At 43.1% G+C, this 21106-nt stretch carries 14 protein-coding genes and 1 pseudogene; 11 read left to right on the plus strand and 4 right to left on the minus strand.

Going from position 1 to position 21106, the window contains the following annotated elements; genetic code table 11:
- The first annotated feature begins 41 nt into the window (after positions 1-41).
- Both QUA90_RS23135 and QUA90_RS23140 read left to right on the plus strand, forming a co-directional pair.
- Positions 42-203 carry a hypothetical protein gene (locus tag QUA90_RS23135; RefSeq protein WP_333304888.1) on the plus strand — a complete coding sequence of 54 codons (162 nt, stop codon included), beginning with the start codon at positions 42-44 and terminating at the stop codon, positions 201-203.
- 10 nt (positions 204-213) lie between these two features.
- The gene (locus QUA90_RS23140; RefSeq protein WP_333314120.1) at positions 214-543 is read left to right on the plus strand and encodes a hypothetical protein; all 330 of its coding nucleotides are present in this window, start codon (positions 214-216) and stop codon (positions 541-543) included.
- Between the two features lie 702 nt (positions 544-1245).
- Here QUA90_RS23140 and QUA90_RS23145 read toward each other — a convergent pair.
- A complete protein-coding gene (locus tag QUA90_RS23145; RefSeq protein WP_333314124.1) occupies positions 1246-1428 on the minus strand; it encodes a hypothetical protein in 183 nt (60 codons plus the stop codon).
- Between the two features lie 214 nt (positions 1429-1642).
- Between QUA90_RS23145 and QUA90_RS23150 the strand changes: the two genes are divergently transcribed.
- The 5 genes from QUA90_RS23150 (at position 1643) to recG (ending at position 9399) form a co-directional block, all read left to right on the plus strand.
- Positions 1643-3400 (plus strand): hypothetical protein, encoded by a 1758-nt coding sequence (locus QUA90_RS23150; RefSeq protein ID WP_333447941.1) that lies wholly within the window; start codon positions 1643-1645, stop codon positions 3398-3400.
- 51 nt (positions 3401-3451) lie between these two features.
- The gene (locus tag QUA90_RS23155) at positions 3452-3775 is read left to right on the plus strand and encodes a plasmid mobilization protein (protein ID WP_333314128.1); all 324 of its coding nucleotides are present in this window, start codon (positions 3452-3454) and stop codon (positions 3773-3775) included.
- Between the two features lie 29 nt (positions 3776-3804).
- Entirely contained in the window at positions 3805-5514 is a 1710-nt protein-coding gene (locus tag QUA90_RS23160; RefSeq protein WP_333447944.1) for a relaxase/mobilization nuclease domain-containing protein, read from the plus strand.
- 138 nt (positions 5515-5652) lie between these two features.
- Entirely contained in the window at positions 5653-7251 is a 1599-nt protein-coding gene (locus tag QUA90_RS23165) for a BRO family protein (protein ID WP_333447946.1), read from the plus strand.
- 78 nt (positions 7252-7329) lie between these two features.
- A complete protein-coding gene (gene recG / locus QUA90_RS23170) occupies positions 7330-9399 on the plus strand; it encodes an ATP-dependent DNA helicase RecG (protein ID WP_333447958.1) in 2070 nt (689 codons plus the stop codon).
- 140 nt (positions 9400-9539) lie between these two features.
- Here the strand turns inward: recG and QUA90_RS23175 are convergent, their stop codons facing one another.
- Positions 9540-10553, minus strand: coding sequence for a hypothetical protein (locus QUA90_RS23175; RefSeq protein ID WP_333447948.1), 1014 nt, complete (start codon positions 10551-10553; stop codon positions 9540-9542).
- Positions 10554-10800: 247 nt separating this feature from the next.
- Between QUA90_RS23175 and QUA90_RS23180 the strand changes: the two genes are divergently transcribed.
- Both QUA90_RS23180 and QUA90_RS23185 read left to right on the plus strand, forming a co-directional pair.
- Positions 10801-11445 (plus strand): siphovirus Gp157 family protein, encoded by a 645-nt coding sequence (locus QUA90_RS23180; RefSeq protein WP_333304869.1) that lies wholly within the window; start codon positions 10801-10803, stop codon positions 11443-11445.
- 808 nt (positions 11446-12253) lie between these two features.
- Entirely contained in the window at positions 12254-15787 is a 3534-nt protein-coding gene (locus tag QUA90_RS23185; protein WP_333447950.1) for a hypothetical protein, read from the plus strand.
- A 164-nt stretch (positions 15788-15951) separates the two neighbouring features.
- Here QUA90_RS23185 and QUA90_RS23190 read toward each other — a convergent pair whose 3' ends face one another.
- On the minus strand, positions 15952-16281 hold the full coding sequence (locus QUA90_RS23190) for a XisI protein (RefSeq protein ID WP_333447952.1): 330 nt from the start codon (positions 16279-16281) through the stop codon (positions 15952-15954).
- A gap of 163 nt (positions 16282-16444) precedes the next feature.
- On the minus strand, positions 16445-17656 hold the full coding sequence (locus QUA90_RS23195) for an RNA-guided endonuclease TnpB family protein (RefSeq protein WP_333447954.1): 1212 nt from the start codon (positions 17654-17656) through the stop codon (positions 16445-16447).
- A gap of 369 nt (positions 17657-18025) precedes the next feature.
- Here QUA90_RS23195 and QUA90_RS23200 point away from each other — a divergent pair, with 369 nt between their 5' ends.
- Entirely contained in the window at positions 18026-20473 is a 2448-nt protein-coding gene (locus QUA90_RS23200) for a hypothetical protein (protein ID WP_333447956.1), read from the plus strand.
- A gap of 253 nt (positions 20474-20726) precedes the next feature.
- Positions 20727-21106, plus strand: a pseudogene (locus QUA90_RS23205) (hypothetical protein); the annotation flags it as partial.

Consider the following 21106-nt stretch of genomic DNA (forward strand, 5'->3'; position numbering starts at 1 on the left):
TACCGAACTGCACCAACTGGCTTGCGTCGTGCAATGCTCCGATGCCGAGTACCCAAGGCGACCTGTACACCAACGGGATCGCTCCTGGCTGGCCTAAAAATAGCGAAGCTGTCATCAACCGCAAAGTAGCACTTCAAACCCTTACCAGACGCGGGAACTCTGCTCAACCAACTCAAGAGCGATCGCAAAAAGTCCAGGGCTGATTTGGCAGATGTGGAGGCAATTTTAGAACTGTTGCCAGAGATGCCAGCACAACAGCCAGAGCTACCCGACCTCTATGCAGCGAGGGATAATCTTTTTGAGATGCCCTCTGTGGGTGGGTGGAAGTTTAGGAAGGGTGAGAATCGCGGTCGCTTCTATGCTTTTGCCTCTGCTCTAATTGCAGAGGCCTCAAAACTTGACCAAAATTACACCATAATCCAGCGCTTGCAATCTGACCTCCAGCAAGCAACCGAGCGGTGCGACGGATACGGCAACCAGTTGAGAGAAAAGACAGAAATTATTCGCAAGCTGGAGGCAAATCTAGGACAACGTCCGTTTTAGGTATTCAACCGATAGATTGATATGCAATAGCTGAAAGGCTATCACTTGGCGGCTATTAAAAAAGCAGCCTTAACAGCTTTCAATTAGTTCGGCTTGCTCAATTGTAAAAGTACAGCTTGCTATAAATGCTACCACTTTTGAGCCTCTGCTACAATTGCTTAAATTGGGGAGTGTAGAGCTTGCTGTTAAATTATTAAATTGATCTTAAGTGTACCGGGACAGGAAAAAACCTCAAAATTAACTTTTTAGGACTGAGTTTTCGTGAGTTTTTAGCTGTTTTTGGCTTTTTTTTCTGAGAATGTGCGAGTAAACTTGTGCAAGCTCAGCTTAATTGTTAGCTAAATTTGCGGGATTGTTAGCAACAAAAACCGCATGAAAACTCAAACTTATGCCAGATAAGAAGCTTGCACAAAAAGCAAAGCTCACTGGTAGCAATAGCAATGTTCAGAGATATATTTATACCAAAATATAAAAAACTTCTCAAATAAAGAGGAGCGTTTGTATGGTAGAGCCACAACACGCTCAGTATTGAACAAAAATTCAATTAGACGAACGATCGCCCTCGCAGTTTTAGCAGAATTAGCAGGCTCAACAAATACTTTTCGATGCAGTATTTCAACGGATAACCTGAATATTGACTCTTAGTGGTTGGGTTGAGCCTGTTTGTTTATGCAAGTTCAGCTATAGTTGCTGCTAGAACTACTATAGGGTAAGCTTTGATTCCAATTCCTGCGATCGCTTCAGTTGGTGCGATCGCCAATGATTACCCGCAAATGCGGGGGAGCGAATAGGGAAAACAATTAGGTCAAATTGACCGATAATCAATGCCAATCGCGAGCGATCGCACCAACTGAAGCGATCGCCAATGACTACAGGTTTTTGCAAACAGCAGCTCTATTATTTATGAGCTTGCTGTTTTGATACTGAACTATAACGAAATCGGGGGTATAGCCATAGATCAAAACTCAGCCTTAAGGTGAACCCTCCAAAAGGAGCGATCCAAGTGAGCTAACAAAAACTGCCAGTTGTGGTGAAGTCAAATAATAAACCCAACAAATACCATATTAGTTAATCAACACTTATAACTCGTGTAAACAGCATGGAATCAAATTTTGATTTTCTCAAATATCCGAGTTCTTTCCTATTGCCTGTTCGCTACTATGATTTGTTTAAGAACTCCCAATTTAGGAATACCATTGAAATCAGACTAAAAGACGCATTCGTCAGTAACTTGATGCTCCCCGTTGAGCAAAAAATAACTCATTGGCTCAAAAGAAAAAGCACAGCCACATTAACTTTAGAAGTGGCTCAATCTCTGCAAATTGAACCAGCTTCAGTCCCACTTGATACCCCTCCCTCTCTCGTGCTAGCTACAGCCTATCCAAGCTTAATTCACATTTATCCTATTCATAGCTATTTAGAAAAAAGTATAGCTTGGGTACATTGGAAACTAGGTCTCGACCTAGCAAAATGGGTGAACCCCGAAACTCAAGCAACTCTCGAACAAGCACTCAATCTTTGGAACGACCCAACTATCAACCTAAGTGTTTTTGCCGACAAAAAATGGATTTTAAAAGATATCCCGGAAGGCACTATCGTAACACCACTCAACCCTGACGGCCTTGAGTTCATGCTAGAAAATGGCACAGTAAGTTTGGGAGAAAATTGGAGCAACTTCAAATCAGGATTCAATAAATTCAGTTGCCAAACTTGGGAATTCAGAGGTAAACTGGCAGCAGGAGGCTATACAAATGCCAAAAATTTGTCACTAGAATCCCTCTTCAATCCGCTCGAAGAATATCCAGAACTGTTTACTACCGATCGAGACGGCAAAGTTTGGATTAAAGCAGAAGTTTTTTCCCTAGTGCTAGCAACTTTTACCCAGATCGCTCCCGACTCCTACTCTGAACAGCTAGAAAGCTTTATTGAACTTTGGCAGAACTCTTTCACATCTGCCCTACAACCACTCGCAGATGCTTGTTGGTTTGTCCAAAAAAAGTTGGCGGTACTTGAGGTACTTTTCCAAAATTTCAGTTATATTTCGCCCCACCAAGAGCAATTGTACCGAACATTGACAACCTTAGAACAAGAGTTGACACCTAATCCGATCTTACTTGCTGATATAAGTGCAATCGCTTCTAAAATGCCCGACACAGTGCAACTCCCAACATCCCTGTCTCCAGAGAATAGTAAGGATACCAGCAGCGAAGATATTTTAGCCTCAACTGACTACAAAGCAGTGAGGAAAATAGTCGAATTTGCAGGATTTAATTTAGAACTGTTCCAGATTTCTTCAGGAGATTACTATGCCAGCCTCAGTAGTGCTGCCACGCCAATGGAAAAAGAGGCTCAGTCTCTGAACAATTTTGTAGAATCAAAGATAATTAAATCCTTACTCAGTGAGCGTTTTGGTTTAGCAAAAGTTGTTAAAATAACAGCACAAGGTTCAAAGGAATCAATCAGAGCAGTGCCTTTAGAAATTGTCAGCTTGTACTGGTTAAGACAGTACGAACTTGGCAATCCGCTCGCCAAAACCTTAGTAACAGAAATTTGCCTTGAATTGCTAACTCAAGTTGCAAACCAAGCCTTTATAGTCAAACTATCAGAACAAGAACAACAGCAAAATTTACGGAAGCAGCTAGAAAACTATAGCTCTATTGTTGAGATAAACAAACACTCTGAACTAGAATCAACCTTCTGCAAAGCAATTAATTACTTGCTACAGCAACTCAACCGACTTGAAAGAACAACCCCAGAATATTTTAGCTCCAATGGTCAATCCAACGGTCCAAGTAGAATCAAATCAGAAAGCGATCGCACTTTGCCACAAACCCCCCCAAACGGATCGATCCATTGAAGCGGATCAAAAGCAGCTCCAACTTATAACTGAGGAGGACACAGTTAAACCATGCCACGCCAACTCCACCGGACAGAAACTTACTTACTACGGCTAACGCCTCAAGAAAAAGAAACCTGGACATCTATGGCAATATCCGCCAGATTAACTATTGCAGAACTCATCAGGAAGCGAATGGCAGGATGTCACATCAAGACCATTACACGCATCAACTTTCAAGTTCACTTATTACTAGGAGAAATCACCCAAAACCTCTTACAAATCAGCCAGAACTTAGACCAGATTGACTATCAAAATGCTAGTCAAATCGACAGTATTGTTAAAACAATTGACAAAATTCGCTTGCAATTACTCTCAACTGACACCACAGATTAACTGAAGAACCCAAAACGACCGCACAAACCATGATTGGCAAAATTACGAAAGGTTCTGACTTTGCAGGTTTGACTAATTACATCTTAAGAAAAGAAAAATCACAATTACTTTGCACAAATCTAGCTGGGTCAACACCGCAGGAATTCTGGCAGCAGTTAGAAGCAACCACTCTGCTCAATCCTGACGTTTCATATCCCGTTTGCCATACAAGTATTAGTTTTGCCATTGAAGATACTCCCAAACTTTCCAGCAACACCCTGTTAACAGTCGTGGACGCGACACGCAAAGGGATAGGTCTTGATTCCTGCCTCTACTTTGCCGCCACTCACGGCGATCGCAAACACTTTCACCTACACCTTGCCGCATCCCGCATTGACGTTGAAGGTAATTGTGTTTCAGACTGGCACAACTTCTACCGCCTAGAGAAAACACTCCGCTCCTTAGAGGAAGAACTCGACCTCAAAAAAATTAAATGTAGTTGGGAAGTAGAACACACTGCACCTAGCACGGGACAAGAGCGAAGGAAAAGGAGAGAAAAGGAGGAATTCTCTCAAGGCTTGAGACAAGCCCCCCCCACTCCGAGTGCGGTAGAGAAAATCCAAGCCACAATTGCGATTAGCATTGAACCTGGCAAAAATCTGAACCAGCTTTTTGCTGACTTGAAAAACGAAAACATTTTCCCTCGCCTTAAAGTTAATTCAGGCGGTCAAATTTTAGGAATATCTTACTTAGCAGATGGGGTAGCAATCAAAGGAAGCAAATTAGGAAGGGGCAAAGGAGCTTGTACTCTGGCAGGGCTGGCTCACCGAGGGATAATCCTAGATTTAGAACTCGGCAACAAATCAATCACCACTCAATCGCTTCCATCGCCCCTAGAAATATTAGCGGATACCCAAGAACAGCCCATTATTAGAGAAGCTTTTAAAAAGCGTTGGGAGCAAACTCGCACCAATCGCCAAGCACGACCTAAGCAAGAACAAATGTCTCAGAAACAGCAAAAGCAAGAACAACAGGAACGCCACCAGTCGTGGGGAAATGAAATTGCCCCAATCGTACTCGCTGTCCTTGATTCTTATCAAGCAGATAGCCTTGAAAGTAACAACAAACGCTATCAAATCGATCGGCTTCCCGAAAGTTGCGATGTTGTAGTTCAGCGCGTAGATACCCTTGAACCCGTACCGAATCATACACAGATACTCGGTTTTAATTACTCCAAAAAAGGACTAAAAGTTTGGCACAACCTGCTAACTCAAGAGGATGTAGAACACTTTCAGGCCGTTGACCAGCAGTTGTCGGATAAGCAGCAACAACTACAACAGCAACAAACACCACAGCAGCAAATTTTAGAAGCTCAACAAGAAGCCGTGCAGAACCGCATCATAGCTGAAGAGATCGTTCCCATTGCAGGAGCAGCATTAGAACACACACTACTTACTACTAAAACACCAGCACCATCAATAGATTGGAACCAGTATCGCATCTCCTGGAATCGGCAAGAGCTAGAACTTGCCATAACCGTTTCTGACGGTAGAGGCGAGATTCTTCGAGCCAGTTTTGAAGACGACGGAACCTATCACTTACCAGCTTGCTCCCTTACACCAGAAGATGTGAAAAACTTTCAAACTTTGCGCCAAGAATTGCAGGAGCAATTACCATACAAAGCACCTCAACCACAAAAAAGTTTATCCAACCAGCTACAGCGACAACCGCCTAGCCGCAAACAAATTGAACTCGACTGAACTTATCCCTCCAATTGGAGCGCTCCGATTTTACTGTTAATATTCACTCTCTTAGCCGTAGGCAAAAATCCATTTAATATTTTACAATCGTCGAAAGTTACCCGGAAGCTATTCCGATTTACGCTGCAAAATTTTACCATGAAACCATCAGAAATTACACCAATAATTACCCCATACCGTTCCCTCCAAATTGGCGAATCTTTAATCGAACTCCTCAAAGTAGAAGACGAATATTGCCTATCTCAGACTCAAGCAGAACGAGCCATTGGCAAACAAGATAACTCTACTTTAAGATACCAACTCGAACGAGCGCAACTGTGGAAATCCCCTTGGAATAACTCTCTCAAAGTTAAAAAGCAAGCCCCCGACGGCAAACTCGATCAAATCCGTACTATTCATCCCATCCCTCTCGAAATGGTCTATTTATATTGGCAACTTCAAGCCCAAACACGACCCCAAGCTAAAGCCCTAATTGAAACACTCGGAGAAAATGGTATTGAACAGTTTAAACAAATTGTTGATAGTGCTTTCACCAGTTCTGAGCAATCGCAACCCCCTATTTCCTACCAAAGTAATCTGCCATTGAAACCAGAAAATATCGTGCCAATACACTCGCAAACGAAAACCCAAATTCAAACACCGCAACCAGTGGCTTTCACAACTATAGACTCTATAGAGGAAATTCCTTGTGGTAAACTACTTAAGTTCAACAACTTTGAGATAGAAGTCTTCAAGTTCCATAACATCTACTGCCTTTCTCAAAAAGAAGTTTTTAAGACCATCGACAAGTCACCTGCGGGAGCCGACATAGAATATTGCCTCCGACGATTTAAACTTTGGCACTCAACCTTACCGGAATTCATTATTATCAAAAAACTCTGTTGTCCACCTCCTAAATATTTTTTAATCAATTTCCGCCTAGAAGCTGAACGAAACAATCGCATAAAACCTGTTCCTTTAGACATGGCTTACCTTTACTGGAAGGTTCAAGCTATTAACGGTCAGCTTCCAGCTATCGAACTAATGGAAGCTTTAGGAGACAATGGTTTAGAACGACTCATGGAATTAGCTGATGCTAGTTTTAATGCCACTGTTGAAACCGAAGTAAAAAACGCACTAAATTTTCAATCTAGCTATTCAGAAATAGTCACAATATCAGCCATTGACAAACCTGAATATCCTCCAGTTCAACAAACAAGCCAAACTCAGAACTTTCATGAATGGCAGCAATTCAACTTTGAAGGAAAACAAGTGCGGATGGTAGGAACGCCCGATACCCCTTCATGGATAGCTCAAGATGTTTGTGATGTCTTAGGGATTGCTGAAGCTAGATCCTCAATGCGGGATTTTGATGAAGATGAGAGAGGCGTGCATACTATGCACATCACCGAAATTACTGGAAAACAACGCTTACAGCCCATGCTAACTGTTACCGAACCTGGAATGTACAGACTGCTCTTAAAATCTCGCAAGCCAATAGCAAAGCGGTTTAAAAGGTGGGTTTTCCACGAAGTGCTACCAGCTATTCGTAAAACAGGCTACTATAGTACCGCTCGCTCTCACGACAATTCTGAATTATCTGAACTGGAACAATCTTTAGAGACAGCAAAGCATGAAATCAAACAATATCAAGCAGAAAGCTACAAATTGAGACGGTCAATCGAGCGAACCAAATTTTCTTTTAACCATTTAGTTCAAGAAACAACCCACGTTTTCTCTCTCTTAAATAGCCTATGAGATATTGAGGGTAATTGTAAAAACCGCTGTCCATGTCCGTGAGGGAGCCGCTTTCAGCGGCTTAGTAGAGCTCACTCAATCCATCAGGAAATGAACCTAGCCCTCACCCTAAAACACCTTCCCGGTCTTAGTCCCACTGAAGTTAAAAAACTGAGCCAAATTGGAATTCGCACCATTAGCGACTTACTCTACTATTTTCCCACAAAGCATCTCACCTATAAACGCACTCGCATTACTGAAGCAGTAGCAGGAAGTTACGTAACAATTGCAGGCAAAATTGTCAGTCACAGCATCTTCAACTGCCGAAACAACCCCAAACTCACCTTACAAAAGTGGATAATCCGCGATAAAACGGGTCGAATCACCTGCACTCAATTCTACCACCATAGCTATTACCAATCCCTCGCATGGCGTTCTGACCAAATCGAACTTTACGCCCCTGGTGCAATTGTAGTAGTGACTGGCCTCGTTAAAGAAGACAGCTATGGCAAAAACATCAACAATCCTACTGTTCAAGTATTAAGTCTGAGTGATGCCAAAGCCAGCGCAACTTCCATTGTACCTATCTACAAACAATGCAAAGGAATCGCGTCAGAAACAATCGGAAAATGTACACGCACAGCCATTAACTGCGTTGTTAAAATTACCGATCCGCTACCCAAAAAACTTCGGGATCGCTTACAACTTACCCATTTGAAGGAAGCGATCGCGTACATCCACTTCCCCCCTGACAATGAGGCGTTAGAAAGTGCAAGGCGGCGCTTAGCCTTCGACGAATTTTTCTACTTGCAACTGGGCCTATTGCAGCGCCGATATGCCTTGCAGCAACAGCCGGGATGCCCCTTGTCTGCAACAGTCGAATTGCTAGGCAATTTCTACAAAACGTTACCTTTTGCCCTCACCAAAGCGCAGGAACGAGCCATTCTTGAGATTTTAACAGACATGGAACGCCCTGTACCCATGAATCGCTTGCTGCAAGGGGATGTGGGTGCTGGCAAAACTGTCGTAGCCGCAGTTGCTATGCTAGCTGCCGTTGAATCCGGCTACCAAGCAGCACTCATGGCACCAACAGAAATTTTAGCCCAGCAGCACTACCGCAAAATTAGCCAGTGGTTAGAACCATTGGGGATAGAAGTCGCCCTACTCACTGGTTCCACTCCGACTCAACAACGCCAATACCAACTGAGGCAGTTAGAATTAGGGCAAATTTCCTTGCTAATTGGTACTCATGCACTGATTCAAGACACTGTGAACTTTAAGAAACTGGGAATGGTGGCAATCGACGAACAACACCGATTTGGTGTCCAGCAGCGACTCAAATTGCAGCAAAAAGGCGTTAGCCCTCACATTTTAACAATGACAGCTACACCCATTCCCAGAACTTTAGCACTGACACTACACGGCGATTTAGACATCAGCTTGCTCAATGAACTACCACCGGGGAGACACCCAATTCAAACCCAGCTATTTACAAGTAGAACTCGCCGCAAAGCATATCAGATCATTCGGCAACAACTCCAACTCGGCTATCAAGCTTACATCATTCTACCGCTTGTCGAAGAATCTCAAAAGCTTGACCTCAAAGCAGCCATTGAAGAACACCGACAATTGAGTGAAAATGTCTTTCCTGATGTTAATATCGGGCTACTGCACGGCCGGATGAGTTCAGCAGAGAAAGAAACAGCGATCGCCAATTTTAACACCAATTACACTCAAATTCTAGTATCCACCACCGTCGTTGAAGTAGGAGTTGATGTCCCCAACGCCACCGTCATCTTAATTGAACACGCGGAACGATTTGGTCTGTCACAATTGCATCAACTCAGAGGTCGAGTAGGACGAGATACTGCACAATCTTACTGCTTACTGGTGAGTGATTCCAAGTCTAGCAATTCCAGAGAGCGACTCACGGTGATGGAGACTTCGCAAGACGGCTTTTTCCTAGCTGAAATGGATTTGAGATTGCGGGGCCCTGGTCAAATTCTGGGTACTCAACAAACCGGTCTTCCTAAATTTGCTACTTTGGATTTAGTCAACGACCAAGCCATACTAGAACAAGCTAGGAAAGCAGCACAATTAGTTACCCAAAAAGACCCTACTTTGAAACGGTGGCCTGAACTCTCGAAAGAATTGTTCCGGCGACAATAGGTTAATAAGGGAAAGGGGAAGGGGAAGGATAAGTTTTCCCTTTTCTTCAATAAAAGCTAACAATAACCGGGATTTTTCCGTCCCTTTACCTTCCCAAGTAATCAGCTTTTTCTCCCCTTCCCCTTCCCCTTCCCCTTCGTTCAGCTTAAATAGCTAAGACGATAATTAGTTTTAGCCATCTTCCTAGCTTCTGCTGTTGTCCAAGGTTTAACCGGAAGCAAATCAGGTTCAGATTCTAACAGCTTATAGGAAAAGAGATCGCCCGTTACTTCAGCAATGACAAAAGCAATAAACTTGCAACAGCTTAACGGCGCTTGTACTACCTGCTTCTCAGTAAATCTAACCACAATCCAATTCCACTCTAAGAATAATTGATTGCGGCGGACATCGCCCTCAGCATCGCAACAGTGAGTCGGCTGCTTAGATTTACCTGCATAAGGTTCATCAATCTCCACATCAATTCCTATCCCCGATGGAGTGTGAATTACAATAAAATCTGCTGAATAGCTTCTTCGAGATGACGGAATTTTAAACTCTGCTGCTTGGACAACTTCCTTAAAATACCGTTGTAAGTATTGCAAAAAGCGCTCTTCACTCACCCCTTGTCGAGCTTGAGAACAGCCAATATAACTAACCCGAAGTGACATCAAATCCTTGAGCAATCTATTTCTGGAATCAAAGTCAACTTTTACGCTTTTTAAAACTGTCTGCAACCCTTCTTTTTCCAGCTTAAAACTAGAAAATTCCGGCTGCTTTTTGGATAATATCTCTTGTTGCTTATACTCCAAAACCTGCTGCTTATATCTAGATAACAGTTTTTGACGGCAACCAAACACATAACTATAAGCAGCCGCAATTAAACATGAATAAGCCACCACTATCAACAGCATTTCCCACCACAGCCAACCCCAAGAAATAGCTAACAGCGGGAGAGCGATCGCACCATAGAGCCAAAACACCCAAATTAACCACAGCAACTTGACAGGTAACACTACAGGCGGTTGAGGCGGAGTCAGCAAAACAACAGGCTGCCTGAATTGTTGAGTTTCTTGAACTTGGGATGAGGTAGCACCACTAGAATTTACCTCCGACAAAGGATATTGATGGCAGAACTGCATTACTATTTTGGGGTAAAAAACTATGGGGTAATTCATCTCTTTAAATCCTCTTTTTTTAAGAGCGCTATCGCGCTATTTGTCAGAAAATATTTTTGACCTGTATGCCCAAAACCCAAGCATCAAATTCCCAAAAAACAACTGATTTTCCACCAGTTATCAAGATTAAAAACCACAAACAAGATAGGCATCTTGCTCTTGAATATGACCCAGAAACAATAGCTGCAATTACTCAAATTGAAGCTCGACATGATTACTACCACACCTGCATTAACGGACGATATTGATGAATCTTGCTACTCAATCTCTCGCTCAAACCTCCCTAGCTGCTGCTCAACTTTGGCATCAACTAGAATCAATAGAAACTCCTGAAGAAATTGACCAACTGCTGCAATCCCTTTGGCAAACCCAAGAAAGCCAAGAACTTGCTGTTGACACCCACGCGGACTTAGCTGACCAAATTGATGCCGAAATTGCTGCAATCAAGGCTCGGATGCAGTATTTGATAGAACTGCATTCCACAGCTATCAATAAACTCCAGGGGTGGAGAGAACGCTTAGATAAAACCGTTCTCTACTTCAACGAGTGCGGCGTGTTAACTTCAGAAACTATTGGTAAACACCACCGCATTACTGTTAAGGAAAATCCGCCTACCTGTGAAGTTTTAGTTGACGCTTCTCAACTACCAGAACCCTATCGCCGCACCGAGACAAAAATCGTAATCTCGGCTGACAAAAAAGCGATAGCAGATGCTTGGAAACAAGGAATGCCTGTAGATGGCACTAGGGTTTTCCGCAAACGCCGAGTTGTTTATAGCCTACTCAAAGGCAATAACTTGAATGCCTACCCAGCTAATTTAAACTCCCAGTTGCCAGCCGCAGCATCGACCACTCAACCAAAAGCAAAACGCCAAAAGCGCCACTCTCCTTAGATAGGAAAATGGGAAGTTAGGAGGACACAGAAATTTCATTCGCTGCGCCTTTTTCTTCCCTTTCCTCAGCTAAACCTCGCTCCAATAGCTCAAATCATCAAGCTCCTCTTCTGTTGCACCAAAAGTATTAATCCACCTCATAGCTCGCTCAAATAAGTGGCTATTTAACCGCCGCTTATCGGCATCAGACTGAGGCGGATTAGACCCCTGCCAACAATTATCACCCAGCTCAATTTTATCAAGGCATTGAGGGGACTGTGATTCAAATTTATTCTCTTGCATTCTTTAACCCTACCTAATTGTTACCTTCAGTTTAACCCACTTTATAGGGAGTGGGAAGTTGGGGAGAGTGGGAGAGTGGGGGAGGGGGAGTTAGGGAGAATTTGACGCTTACTTCCTAAACTGTACGGCATTAAAATTTGGTATTTTTTAATGCCAGATAAAAACTCGTCAAATCCTCTCCCACTCTCCCCTTCTCCCCAACTCCCACTCCCACTCCCCCACTCTCCCCCTCCAATTGAGCGGGTAACTATCCCTCAATCATCGGATGTCTTTTCACTTCCAAACTTGTACAAAAGAAATTGAGTGTGTGGGCAAAAAGACATAAATTTACCTACTCTCACTCATGGTTTCACGCTTCCATTGATTAACCCTATCCAATCCATTAGCATCGAAATTCTCAAGTCGAGGTCAATGATTCCCCATTCCCTTTTCATACTCCGCATTCCCCACTCCCCATTATTCCGGTACAACCGGAATTGATATCAATCATCACAACTAACTTTTCAGGTTTCAGGAGATACTCATAATGACCAAAAAGCATTCTCAATCACTAGAGCCTACCTGCCAGTATACTGAGCTTCTAGCAGGAGCTGGGCTAAAAATCCCTGTCTTTGATATGTCCTTAGAGAACGGCAAAGAAAAAGGACGCTACCAAAGAGAACCGGAAATCCTCCGAAATTCAATGCTTGAACTACTCTTTAAACCCGAAGAATTAGCAACACTAACCATCGTCAAACCAGACCCAGATGATAGCAGCCTTGACCCTCTCAAAAACATCGACTTCGGAGACGGTATTGCTAGAAGAGTTGCCTTTAGTTCTGGCAAAAATGTGTACTTTGCTGACAAAGAACTCTCAGCCAAACTGTTAAGCGTATTCACAACTCAACCAGATCATTCCTGTCGCTACGGCTCTCTGCTAGTAAGCAGTTGCACTCAAGGAGTCCAGTTGTTAGACTGCTCTGTTAGTGGTGAAACATTGCGAGTCAAAATTGTTGATTCCCAAAGTGATGACCCTTCTGAAAAAGCTTTAGCTCAACGATATCAAACCGGAGACTGTCACGGCAAGATTTCACCCACATTAGCCCAACAATTAGATGGCATTCACAACCGCCCTTTTCAATTTCGATTTGCTTGGCTTTCAGACTGGGAACAAGAGAATTGTGCGACTCCCCAAATTAACTTCCTTGCTAAAGGAACGCTACTTCCCGATTCCCAATTAACTGATAATTTAGGCTATGATATCATTATGGATCGCTCTTCCATCAAAGGAGTTGCCGCATTGCAATTAGCTGAATTAATCCCTTGCGGAGATTACGAATTTCCCAAAGCGGTACTAGGAAATCGAGGCAATGCCAAAGTAACTGAATACGAAAATTCCTGGCAATTTTCGATTTGGTACTCCGAAGCAGCTATTCAGACTGACATCGCCACCCCCACCAAACTTGAAGCCCAAAAGTTAGCTGACTTGCAAAACAATCGGTTGCAACTTGCTAAATACTTAGTAGAGCAACATGACAAGAAAGTGGCTTTTCAATCTAACATTCACGAAGACAACAACGGATTAGAAGATGAAACCGATGAAAAAGCTCAACGCAATGAATATCGGCTAATTTCTATTTTGAGAAACGACAAACTCGGTCAACTCCTTGACTTTCCCAAAGTCGTCGATTTCATGCAAGAACAACTAGCTAAGAAGTGGCGAGACTTAGCAATTAAAGGAGCAATTCATCATGGTTCAGCAATGGCTCAACCCTGCGAAGACCTAAAACCCGGTACAATTGTTGCCCCCCACTTGAAAAACGGCACAGAAGTCATCGTTACCCGATACCCAATTGTCAGTAAAGATAACATCCGCCGCTACACAGTAGACAATAAAAGCCATCCCGAATTAATGCAGTACAAAGGATGCGCCTTCATTCGTCCCGACCAAGCTATGCAGCACCACCAGTGCGATTTTGATGGAGATCAATTAGTAATTACTCCCGCCTCAAAACTGCCCAATATTGCCTCTGAAACCAGACACGCTAATCAAGAAAACGAGTACGAAGCTGTTTCCAAGCGCAGTAAAATTGATTACACCAAAGCTACTGATGAAGAGGGCAACCGTAAGTATACCAAACTGCGGCAAATTGCCGTAGCGATCGCACACAACAAAATCGGCTGGGTTGCTACCTTAATTGGACGAGTACAGTCTTCTGTACCCCAACCCAAACAACCTACAAACTTATTTAACCACAAGAAGCAGAAACTACTCGGTCAACTGTTTGATGCCCTACAAATTGAAGTGGACAGCCCCAAAAGCGCTACTCGCACAGAAGACTACCACCCCAATTTGCTAAATCTTGCTAAAGAATGGTCAAACGAATACCCCTCTTACTTGTTTGACTTCAAAGACGACCCCCGACTTTACAAAACAGTACCACTGCCCGCAGAAGACAACGCTGCTATCAGTTGCATCGCTCGCAGTGCGGTTAATCCTGAGTGGGAACCCACCCGCTTAACCAGCCGCCACCGCGACGAATTTCGCTACCTGTTCCCCTCTCCTAAAGATTTAGATGAGAGAGAAGATTGGGAGAAATACTACGTGACATGGGCCAAAGAAACTAAAGAGCGATATCGAGAACGGATGGCAGAAATCTACGAGCAACAAGGCGATGACCTCAAAGCTATTAGAGAAGCTGTTGGCAAATTGTATGAGAGTTTAAGAACTGACGTAGCTGACGCATTTCCTCACCCCAAAGAGCGGATGTTAGCTGCTAGCGCATTGTGGCACGTAGAAACTACAAATCCCAATTTAGACGTGCCTCGCAAAGCTTGTCTTGAACTGTCGCGCCAACTGAAAATTGAGTTCCACCTCGAATCTGACTATGAGCGGCTACATGAAGCTCTCCCCAAGGATACTTACATTTTGAGCGTCCCTTTTCAAAAATTAGCAAGAGATGGAAGCGGTCAAATTAAAAGGGATAGCAAGCGACAGCCAATTAGCACTGACTTAGCTGGTGAATGGAAGGAAAAGCTAGACAATAAAGGCATTAAATACGAAGCTAGTTTACATCCCAGCTTGCCGATGGTTAACTTTGCCTTGCTCGACCCCAATGAGAAATTGGTAGAAGTCCTAGATCAGGAATTTGGCAACAATGAAAATGACATCGACTCTCTCAATTTAACTTACCGAGATCGCTTGGGTCGAACCCAAACTGCCAATTCGCGTATTGTAGCTCCTGCCAGCTACAATTGGGTTGAATCTAAAGACAGCCAAACTCCCAAAGCTGCATTGGTTATTAACTTGTTCTCCGATGAAATTTGCCAGCAATTGCAGACTTTTCAGTTTGAAACTGTTGAACTAATTGGTCAAAAGTACAACGATTTCAAAGATGTTGATTTTAGCAGCGAGAAGTGGAAGGGAAAAAGATTGACTTTTGAAGTCGATGCTTTTAAAAGCGACACTGGTAATTACCGAGATGGCAGCCCAATTGTCAAGCTCAACGACCGTCAACTAGCCATGTTTTCGCCTAATTCTCCTAAACTGCCTATTGGTGCAACCTTTGAAGCAACTATCGAATCTTCACCCAAAAGCAGTGCTCTCATTTTAAACATCGATCCGGCATCGCTGAGGTTAATTGAAGAAGCGGCTGAAGTGGAAATCCTGTCAGTAAAAGGCAAATCTGCACCCAATAGAGAGGGCTTCGGCGAAGACATTCGACCGGGGAAATCGCTATCTCAAATTTCCCAACAGCAACAGTCTCAAGCTCAACAAAAAAATTGCGATTCCGCAACTATTTCTGAATTAATGCAAGCTGCGATTGGCAATGCCTATCAGAAAACAGGCGCTATTGAATTTCCAGTTGGTTCTTGGGGTGTATTCGTCAACAGCAAAACCCAAAAATGTACCGTTGAGGATGAAAGTGGCGCTATTATTTTTGCGGCTGACTTAAAAAGTGAGCGAATTATCAAAGGATTATCTGAAGAGAACAGCGCTAAGTTTGTCGCAGAAATCTTAGAAAACACCACTCCTAAACGCTTTAAAAAGAGCCGTTTGCCGGCTACTGTCGAACTTTAGCTGTTTACCAGCCGATGTCCCAGTGCGATCGCCTGTTCCCCAAGTACGAACAGTTGATCGTATTGGGATTGTCAGGAATGTGAGCATCAGTTAGCTTGATTGAGGAGAAAGTGCGATCGCCTTCTCTAAAAAATCTGCGCTCGCACCCCAACCCACATCAGCTATTAAGCCACTGAAAATTCAGTAAATTGCCGCACATAAGGCGTTCTAAATTCCAAAACAATCTCTGTTTTTGGTACACCTAATTCTACCAATTCGTTAGCAATTCCTGCTTCAGTTAAATCGCGCTGAATCCAAATTTTTCCATCTTTGATATCTACATGAACTACACAACCATAAACCCTCTCTTGGTTTTCCCAACCTAAATGAACTAAAAGATAGCGATCGCTCTCTTTATCGAAAATCAACTCTTTTTCCGTATCTTCAGATAAATGATTGGCTGTATGTCTTTTTAAGACAGTCTGGACGAACTCTGAATAGTTTATTCCTTCCATAAAACAATCTCCTGTTGGCTTGCTCTCCACTCACAATACAGGTCAAATGTAAAGTTTTATTAAATGTGCAAAAAGCCCAGGAATTTTACAAATACATTCAGGATTTACGCAATTGCTCCCTTGCACTCATCACACTATACCGCTCCATGAAACCTACTCAAATCTACCTACGGCAGACTTGATGTTCACTTCCTGCTTCTACCAAGGGAGTCGGCTCCAACTTGTCCACAGGCGTAACTTCAGACCGAGCTGGTCTTACTAATTGAGAACGAGACAAATTGATTGCCGCGTTCAAATCTCGATTAATTAACAAATTGCAGTAGCCACAATCAAACACTCGTTCCTTTAATGGCATCGATTGAACATGACCGCAGTTTGAGCAGGTTTTAGAAGAAGGGAACCATCTATCTACTAACTCAACCTTCGTGCCATACATAGAAGACTTGTATTCTAACTGACGACGAAATTCATAAAAACCACAATCAGAAATAGCCGCCGCTAACTTATGGTTAGCCATCATTCCGCTCACATTCAAATCTTCGATGCGAATGTGAGCATATTTTTGGCTAATATTTGTCGTCGTTTTCTGTAGAAAATCTCGACGAACATTTGCAGTTCTCCCATGAATCTTGGCAACTCTAAGATAGTGCTTATGAGCATTCTTTGATGCTTTCACACCCAACTTTCTGTTGCCCAATTGCTTTTTCCGATTTCTCCACTGTTCTTTACTCAGCTTGGTTTTCGCTTTCTTGAGTGGACGAGGAGACGAGTAAGAATTACCATCAGAAAGAGTAGCAAAGGTTGATACTCCTAAGTCAATTCCCACTGGTAAGGCAACGGGATGAAACATTGGTGGGATTTTGTCGGCTTTGAGCGTAAAGGATACATACCATTTATCCGCCGTGCGCGAGATGGTAAATGTCTGCGCTACGCAAGGGAATGGGATGGATTCTTTGAGCCGAAATGTTCCTAACGTGGGAATCTTAATTGATTTGCTAGCTGCCAATAAAATTGAGTGATTCCAATCAGCAGCATTTACAGTGAATGAATCACCATCTTTTTTCCTTTTAAATTTAGGGAATTTCCCCAATCCTTTGAAGAAACGAGATAAAGCCGAGCTAAAATGCCGAAATGTCATCTTGTAAACCCTAGAAGACAGGGTGTTAGTCCATTGATATTCCGGCATCTTTTTGACATGGTTTGTGAAAACTCTTTCGATTGCTGCTACCTTTTTGCTGCTACCATCTGGGAGACTTTTTACTTCTTGATAAAGACTCAATGCGTAGTTGTAGCAAAATCTGGCATAGCCAGAATGTCGCGCCATCAAGGTGCGTTGCTTGTTATTAAGTTTGAGTTCGAGTTTGATGGCGTACATATTCGGTAAAAGCTTTCGCAGCACTTTCTTTGAGTTCTGTGATTATCTACTTGTTTTTTAACTTACTCATGCGGTTATTTTAGCGCAACTTATGAGTAGATATAGGGAAGTTTGGGTAAATTTTTGTAAACAGTTGCAACCCCCCCAATTGGATCGATCCAATTGAACCAGTAAAAAACACCTGTTGTCAGGAAGCCAGAACTCATAGAAAGAATTTAGGTTTGAAAAAGGAAGGGGAGGGGAGTGGGGAGTGGGGCAGAATGGGAGAATTTGACACTTACTTCCTACGAATACTTGTCTAACTGTACGGCAAAGCCTTCCCACTCTCCCCCTCTCCCCATTACCCTTCCCTATCAAAGGAGAAATTTAATGGTTACTTACGCCCACAAAAAAAAGTCAAACCAATACATCACGGCTGACACTGAACAGGGAGAAAAAATACTAAAGTACCTTAAAAGTCGGTGTGAAAAGGCTTTAAATTACTGCCAAGAACAAGGCCTAACTGCTGTTGAAGATTTTGCCGAAGCGGTCGAAGAATTGACTGAAGCTGACGGCAAACCAGGTATCAGCGTTAAAGTCACACAAGGTGGCTTCGTCCTCTCCCTCACAGACCGACCTGAATATGGTTCTACCACTGGCAAATACATGATGGAACACCTGGGAGAACCAGATGACAACCGATTCACCGCCGTCGGCATTAAAGCCACCCTCACCCCAGAAAAGAGTAAATCTCAGAGGAAAAATAAGCCTTCAGACTTAGACGAACTACTCTCCGAAATTGAGGAAACTGATTCAGTACCCAAGCAAGCGTCAAAAGCTAGTTCCAATGCTAAGAAAAAACTGGAATTAGACGAATTCGATGAAGATCATGACCTTCTCGATGAAATTAATGGCAGCGAACCAACAATCAAAACTAAAGCTAAATCTCAAACCAAAAGCAATAACGATTGGGAAATAGCGGACAGCCGTCATTCTAAGTCCCAGGCTAAATCTAAAATCACTGAAGTTGAAGTTGACGAAGAATTTGTGGTAGATGACCTTGAGGAAGAGGATAAAAAACGTATACCAAAAACTAAATCTCAGGCTAAGCCTAAAACTAAAAATGTAGAAAAATTTGTCACTGCTGAAATTGATGAAGAGGAAGAACTTGCACTCCCGCAACAAGTTAAACCAAAATCCCGCCAAGATGAAGAAGAATTTGCCGGTGCAACTGAATCCCACAACCAATTTCGTAGTAAAAAACTTAATCAAAACCCGTTTGAAACAGTTGATAGCGTCGACGACCTACTTGAGGACACCCTAACCAAAAGTCCTACAACACAATCCTTGCCATCCGATGCCAATCCCAGAACCCAACGCCGCAAGAAATCAAACGAATTGGATATTGATAGCCTGCTCAAAACAGGCGCACAAACCAGCGAGAGAATAGCCACTTCAGGAAATGAGATAAACGGTACAACCCTCTCTGGACTGAGTGCTCAAGCTGCATTTCTAGCCACCCTTGTAGGCATTGATGCAGCACAAAAAGTTATTGGTGCAGCTAGGGAAGCTGGACAAGAACACCAAGTTACTCAACTCATCAAAAGGCTTAAATCTCAAAGCCAGCGTGCCGATCGGCTAACTGAACGAGCCAATCATTTACCAGCACTAATTGATGAACAAGAAGCATCTATTGATGAACAAGAATCAGAAAATACACCCCTACTTCCTCTCTCCAAAGAAGAACATCAACTCGAAAATCAAGCCTTATCTCAAACTGAAACTTCTGAGTCAGTTGGAGCAATCTTAGCCAAAGCCGTTAATCATGTCACCCACAAACTTAAAACCATCCCCCAACCAGATGATGAAGGTAAAAAAATTAACCCAATTGAGATTAATACAAACGCGAGTTTTGAAGAACAACTCAAACAAATTAATCAAGCCCTCGACCGCTTAGAAAAACGACTGGATACCCTAGAAAGCCGTATCGAAACTTTAGAAAAAGCACTTCAACAGCACTCTTTGAGCCAAACACCGCCTGCTGCGGAAGTTATGCCAGAAGAAAATAACGATGATTTTGTCAAACCTACTAACGGAGGCAAACACTCACTTTCCCCAGAAAACCAGAGGACGGACGCAAGAGTACCTGCTTTTGCTCAAGGTCGAAATCCGTTAGCTACAGAAAATTCTACCCCTCCAAGTGAGCGACTTCCCTCAACTGATGAAGCACTGATTGCTGAAGCACTGGTGCAAATTTATCATGCTGCTGTTGAAGAAGCTGCTCAATATGAAGGCGATCACTCTCAAGCTACCCCAGCAGCAGCTAATGGTGGTGTTGACCTGGGAAATACCAAACTTTACGTCTTTCTTGAAGGTGAATTGACAACTGTCACCCTGGAAACCAAAGATGGCTTTGAAGTCTTCGAGGCTACCTCAGATGAGACGAGAAAATGGAACGTTACCGCTGACAAACTGACTCCTAAAGACAAACAAGAAATTTTGAAATTGCCTCACAGCTTAGAAGAGTTCCAACAAGTCAGTAACCAAGAACACCTCGCTCTCCTAGTAGCCGAAAGGGGCAAAGATGCCATCAGTTTAACTGACTCTCAAGGCAACAAATTCGAGTTTGAAGCCGGAGAGGGAATCGTGACTGGCTATACAGAACACGGCGAAGTAATTTATGAAGCCATCCTTCAACCCGACCAGGTAGAGGTACTACAATGCGACATCCCCGGCAACGAACTAGAAAGTTGGTTAGAAGAACGAAGACTTCAGCAAACGCCGACTTCTAACTCCCACCGAGAAACTCACAAAGCCAATCGAGAAGTTCAAATCTAGGGAAGTCTAGGATGCTATTTCAATACGGTTCATTTAAGGCTGACAGCATGAGTGGTGATGCGAACTTGTGAGCCTTAACTGAACTGTAATGGATGCTATTTACCTTCTACTTTATACTTCCTCAACGACAACCCCCTCCCAATGGATCGATCCACTTTAGTCACTCAAAAATACCGACTTTGGTGATGTCAAAGCTTCGTGGCAAAACTTAGAGTAGTAATAAGGAAAATAACTACACTATAGAGAGGTTTGCATGACTATTCGTTCCTCATCCCGCTATTTATTCCCAACGGCAAAAGGCTCACAAAGCCCCGCCTTTCAATTTCTGAAACAACACAAAATTCGCCCAGGCGACTTCCTATTTATCGGGATTTGCCTAGCCTCACTTGTCTATTTTACTATCCATGACCCGCTCTTAATTGCGACTTTAGGCTGCTCCAGCATACTCTTTTTAAGTTTATGGCACATCACTAGAGCTATTCCCCTTGTAGAGCGATATATCGGCTGCAAAATCCGCTTTTGGCACATTGCCACTGCCATTATCACCTCTACTGCACTTTGCTCCGTACTCGATTCCCCAGCCAACGCCCTCTTCCTCTCCGGCTTAGAAGAATTTATGCAAGAACTCGCAGA

Source organism: Microcoleus sp. D3_18_C4, from assembly GCF_036702355.1.
GTDB lineage: Bacteria > Cyanobacteriota > Cyanobacteriia > Cyanobacteriales > Microcoleaceae > Microcoleus.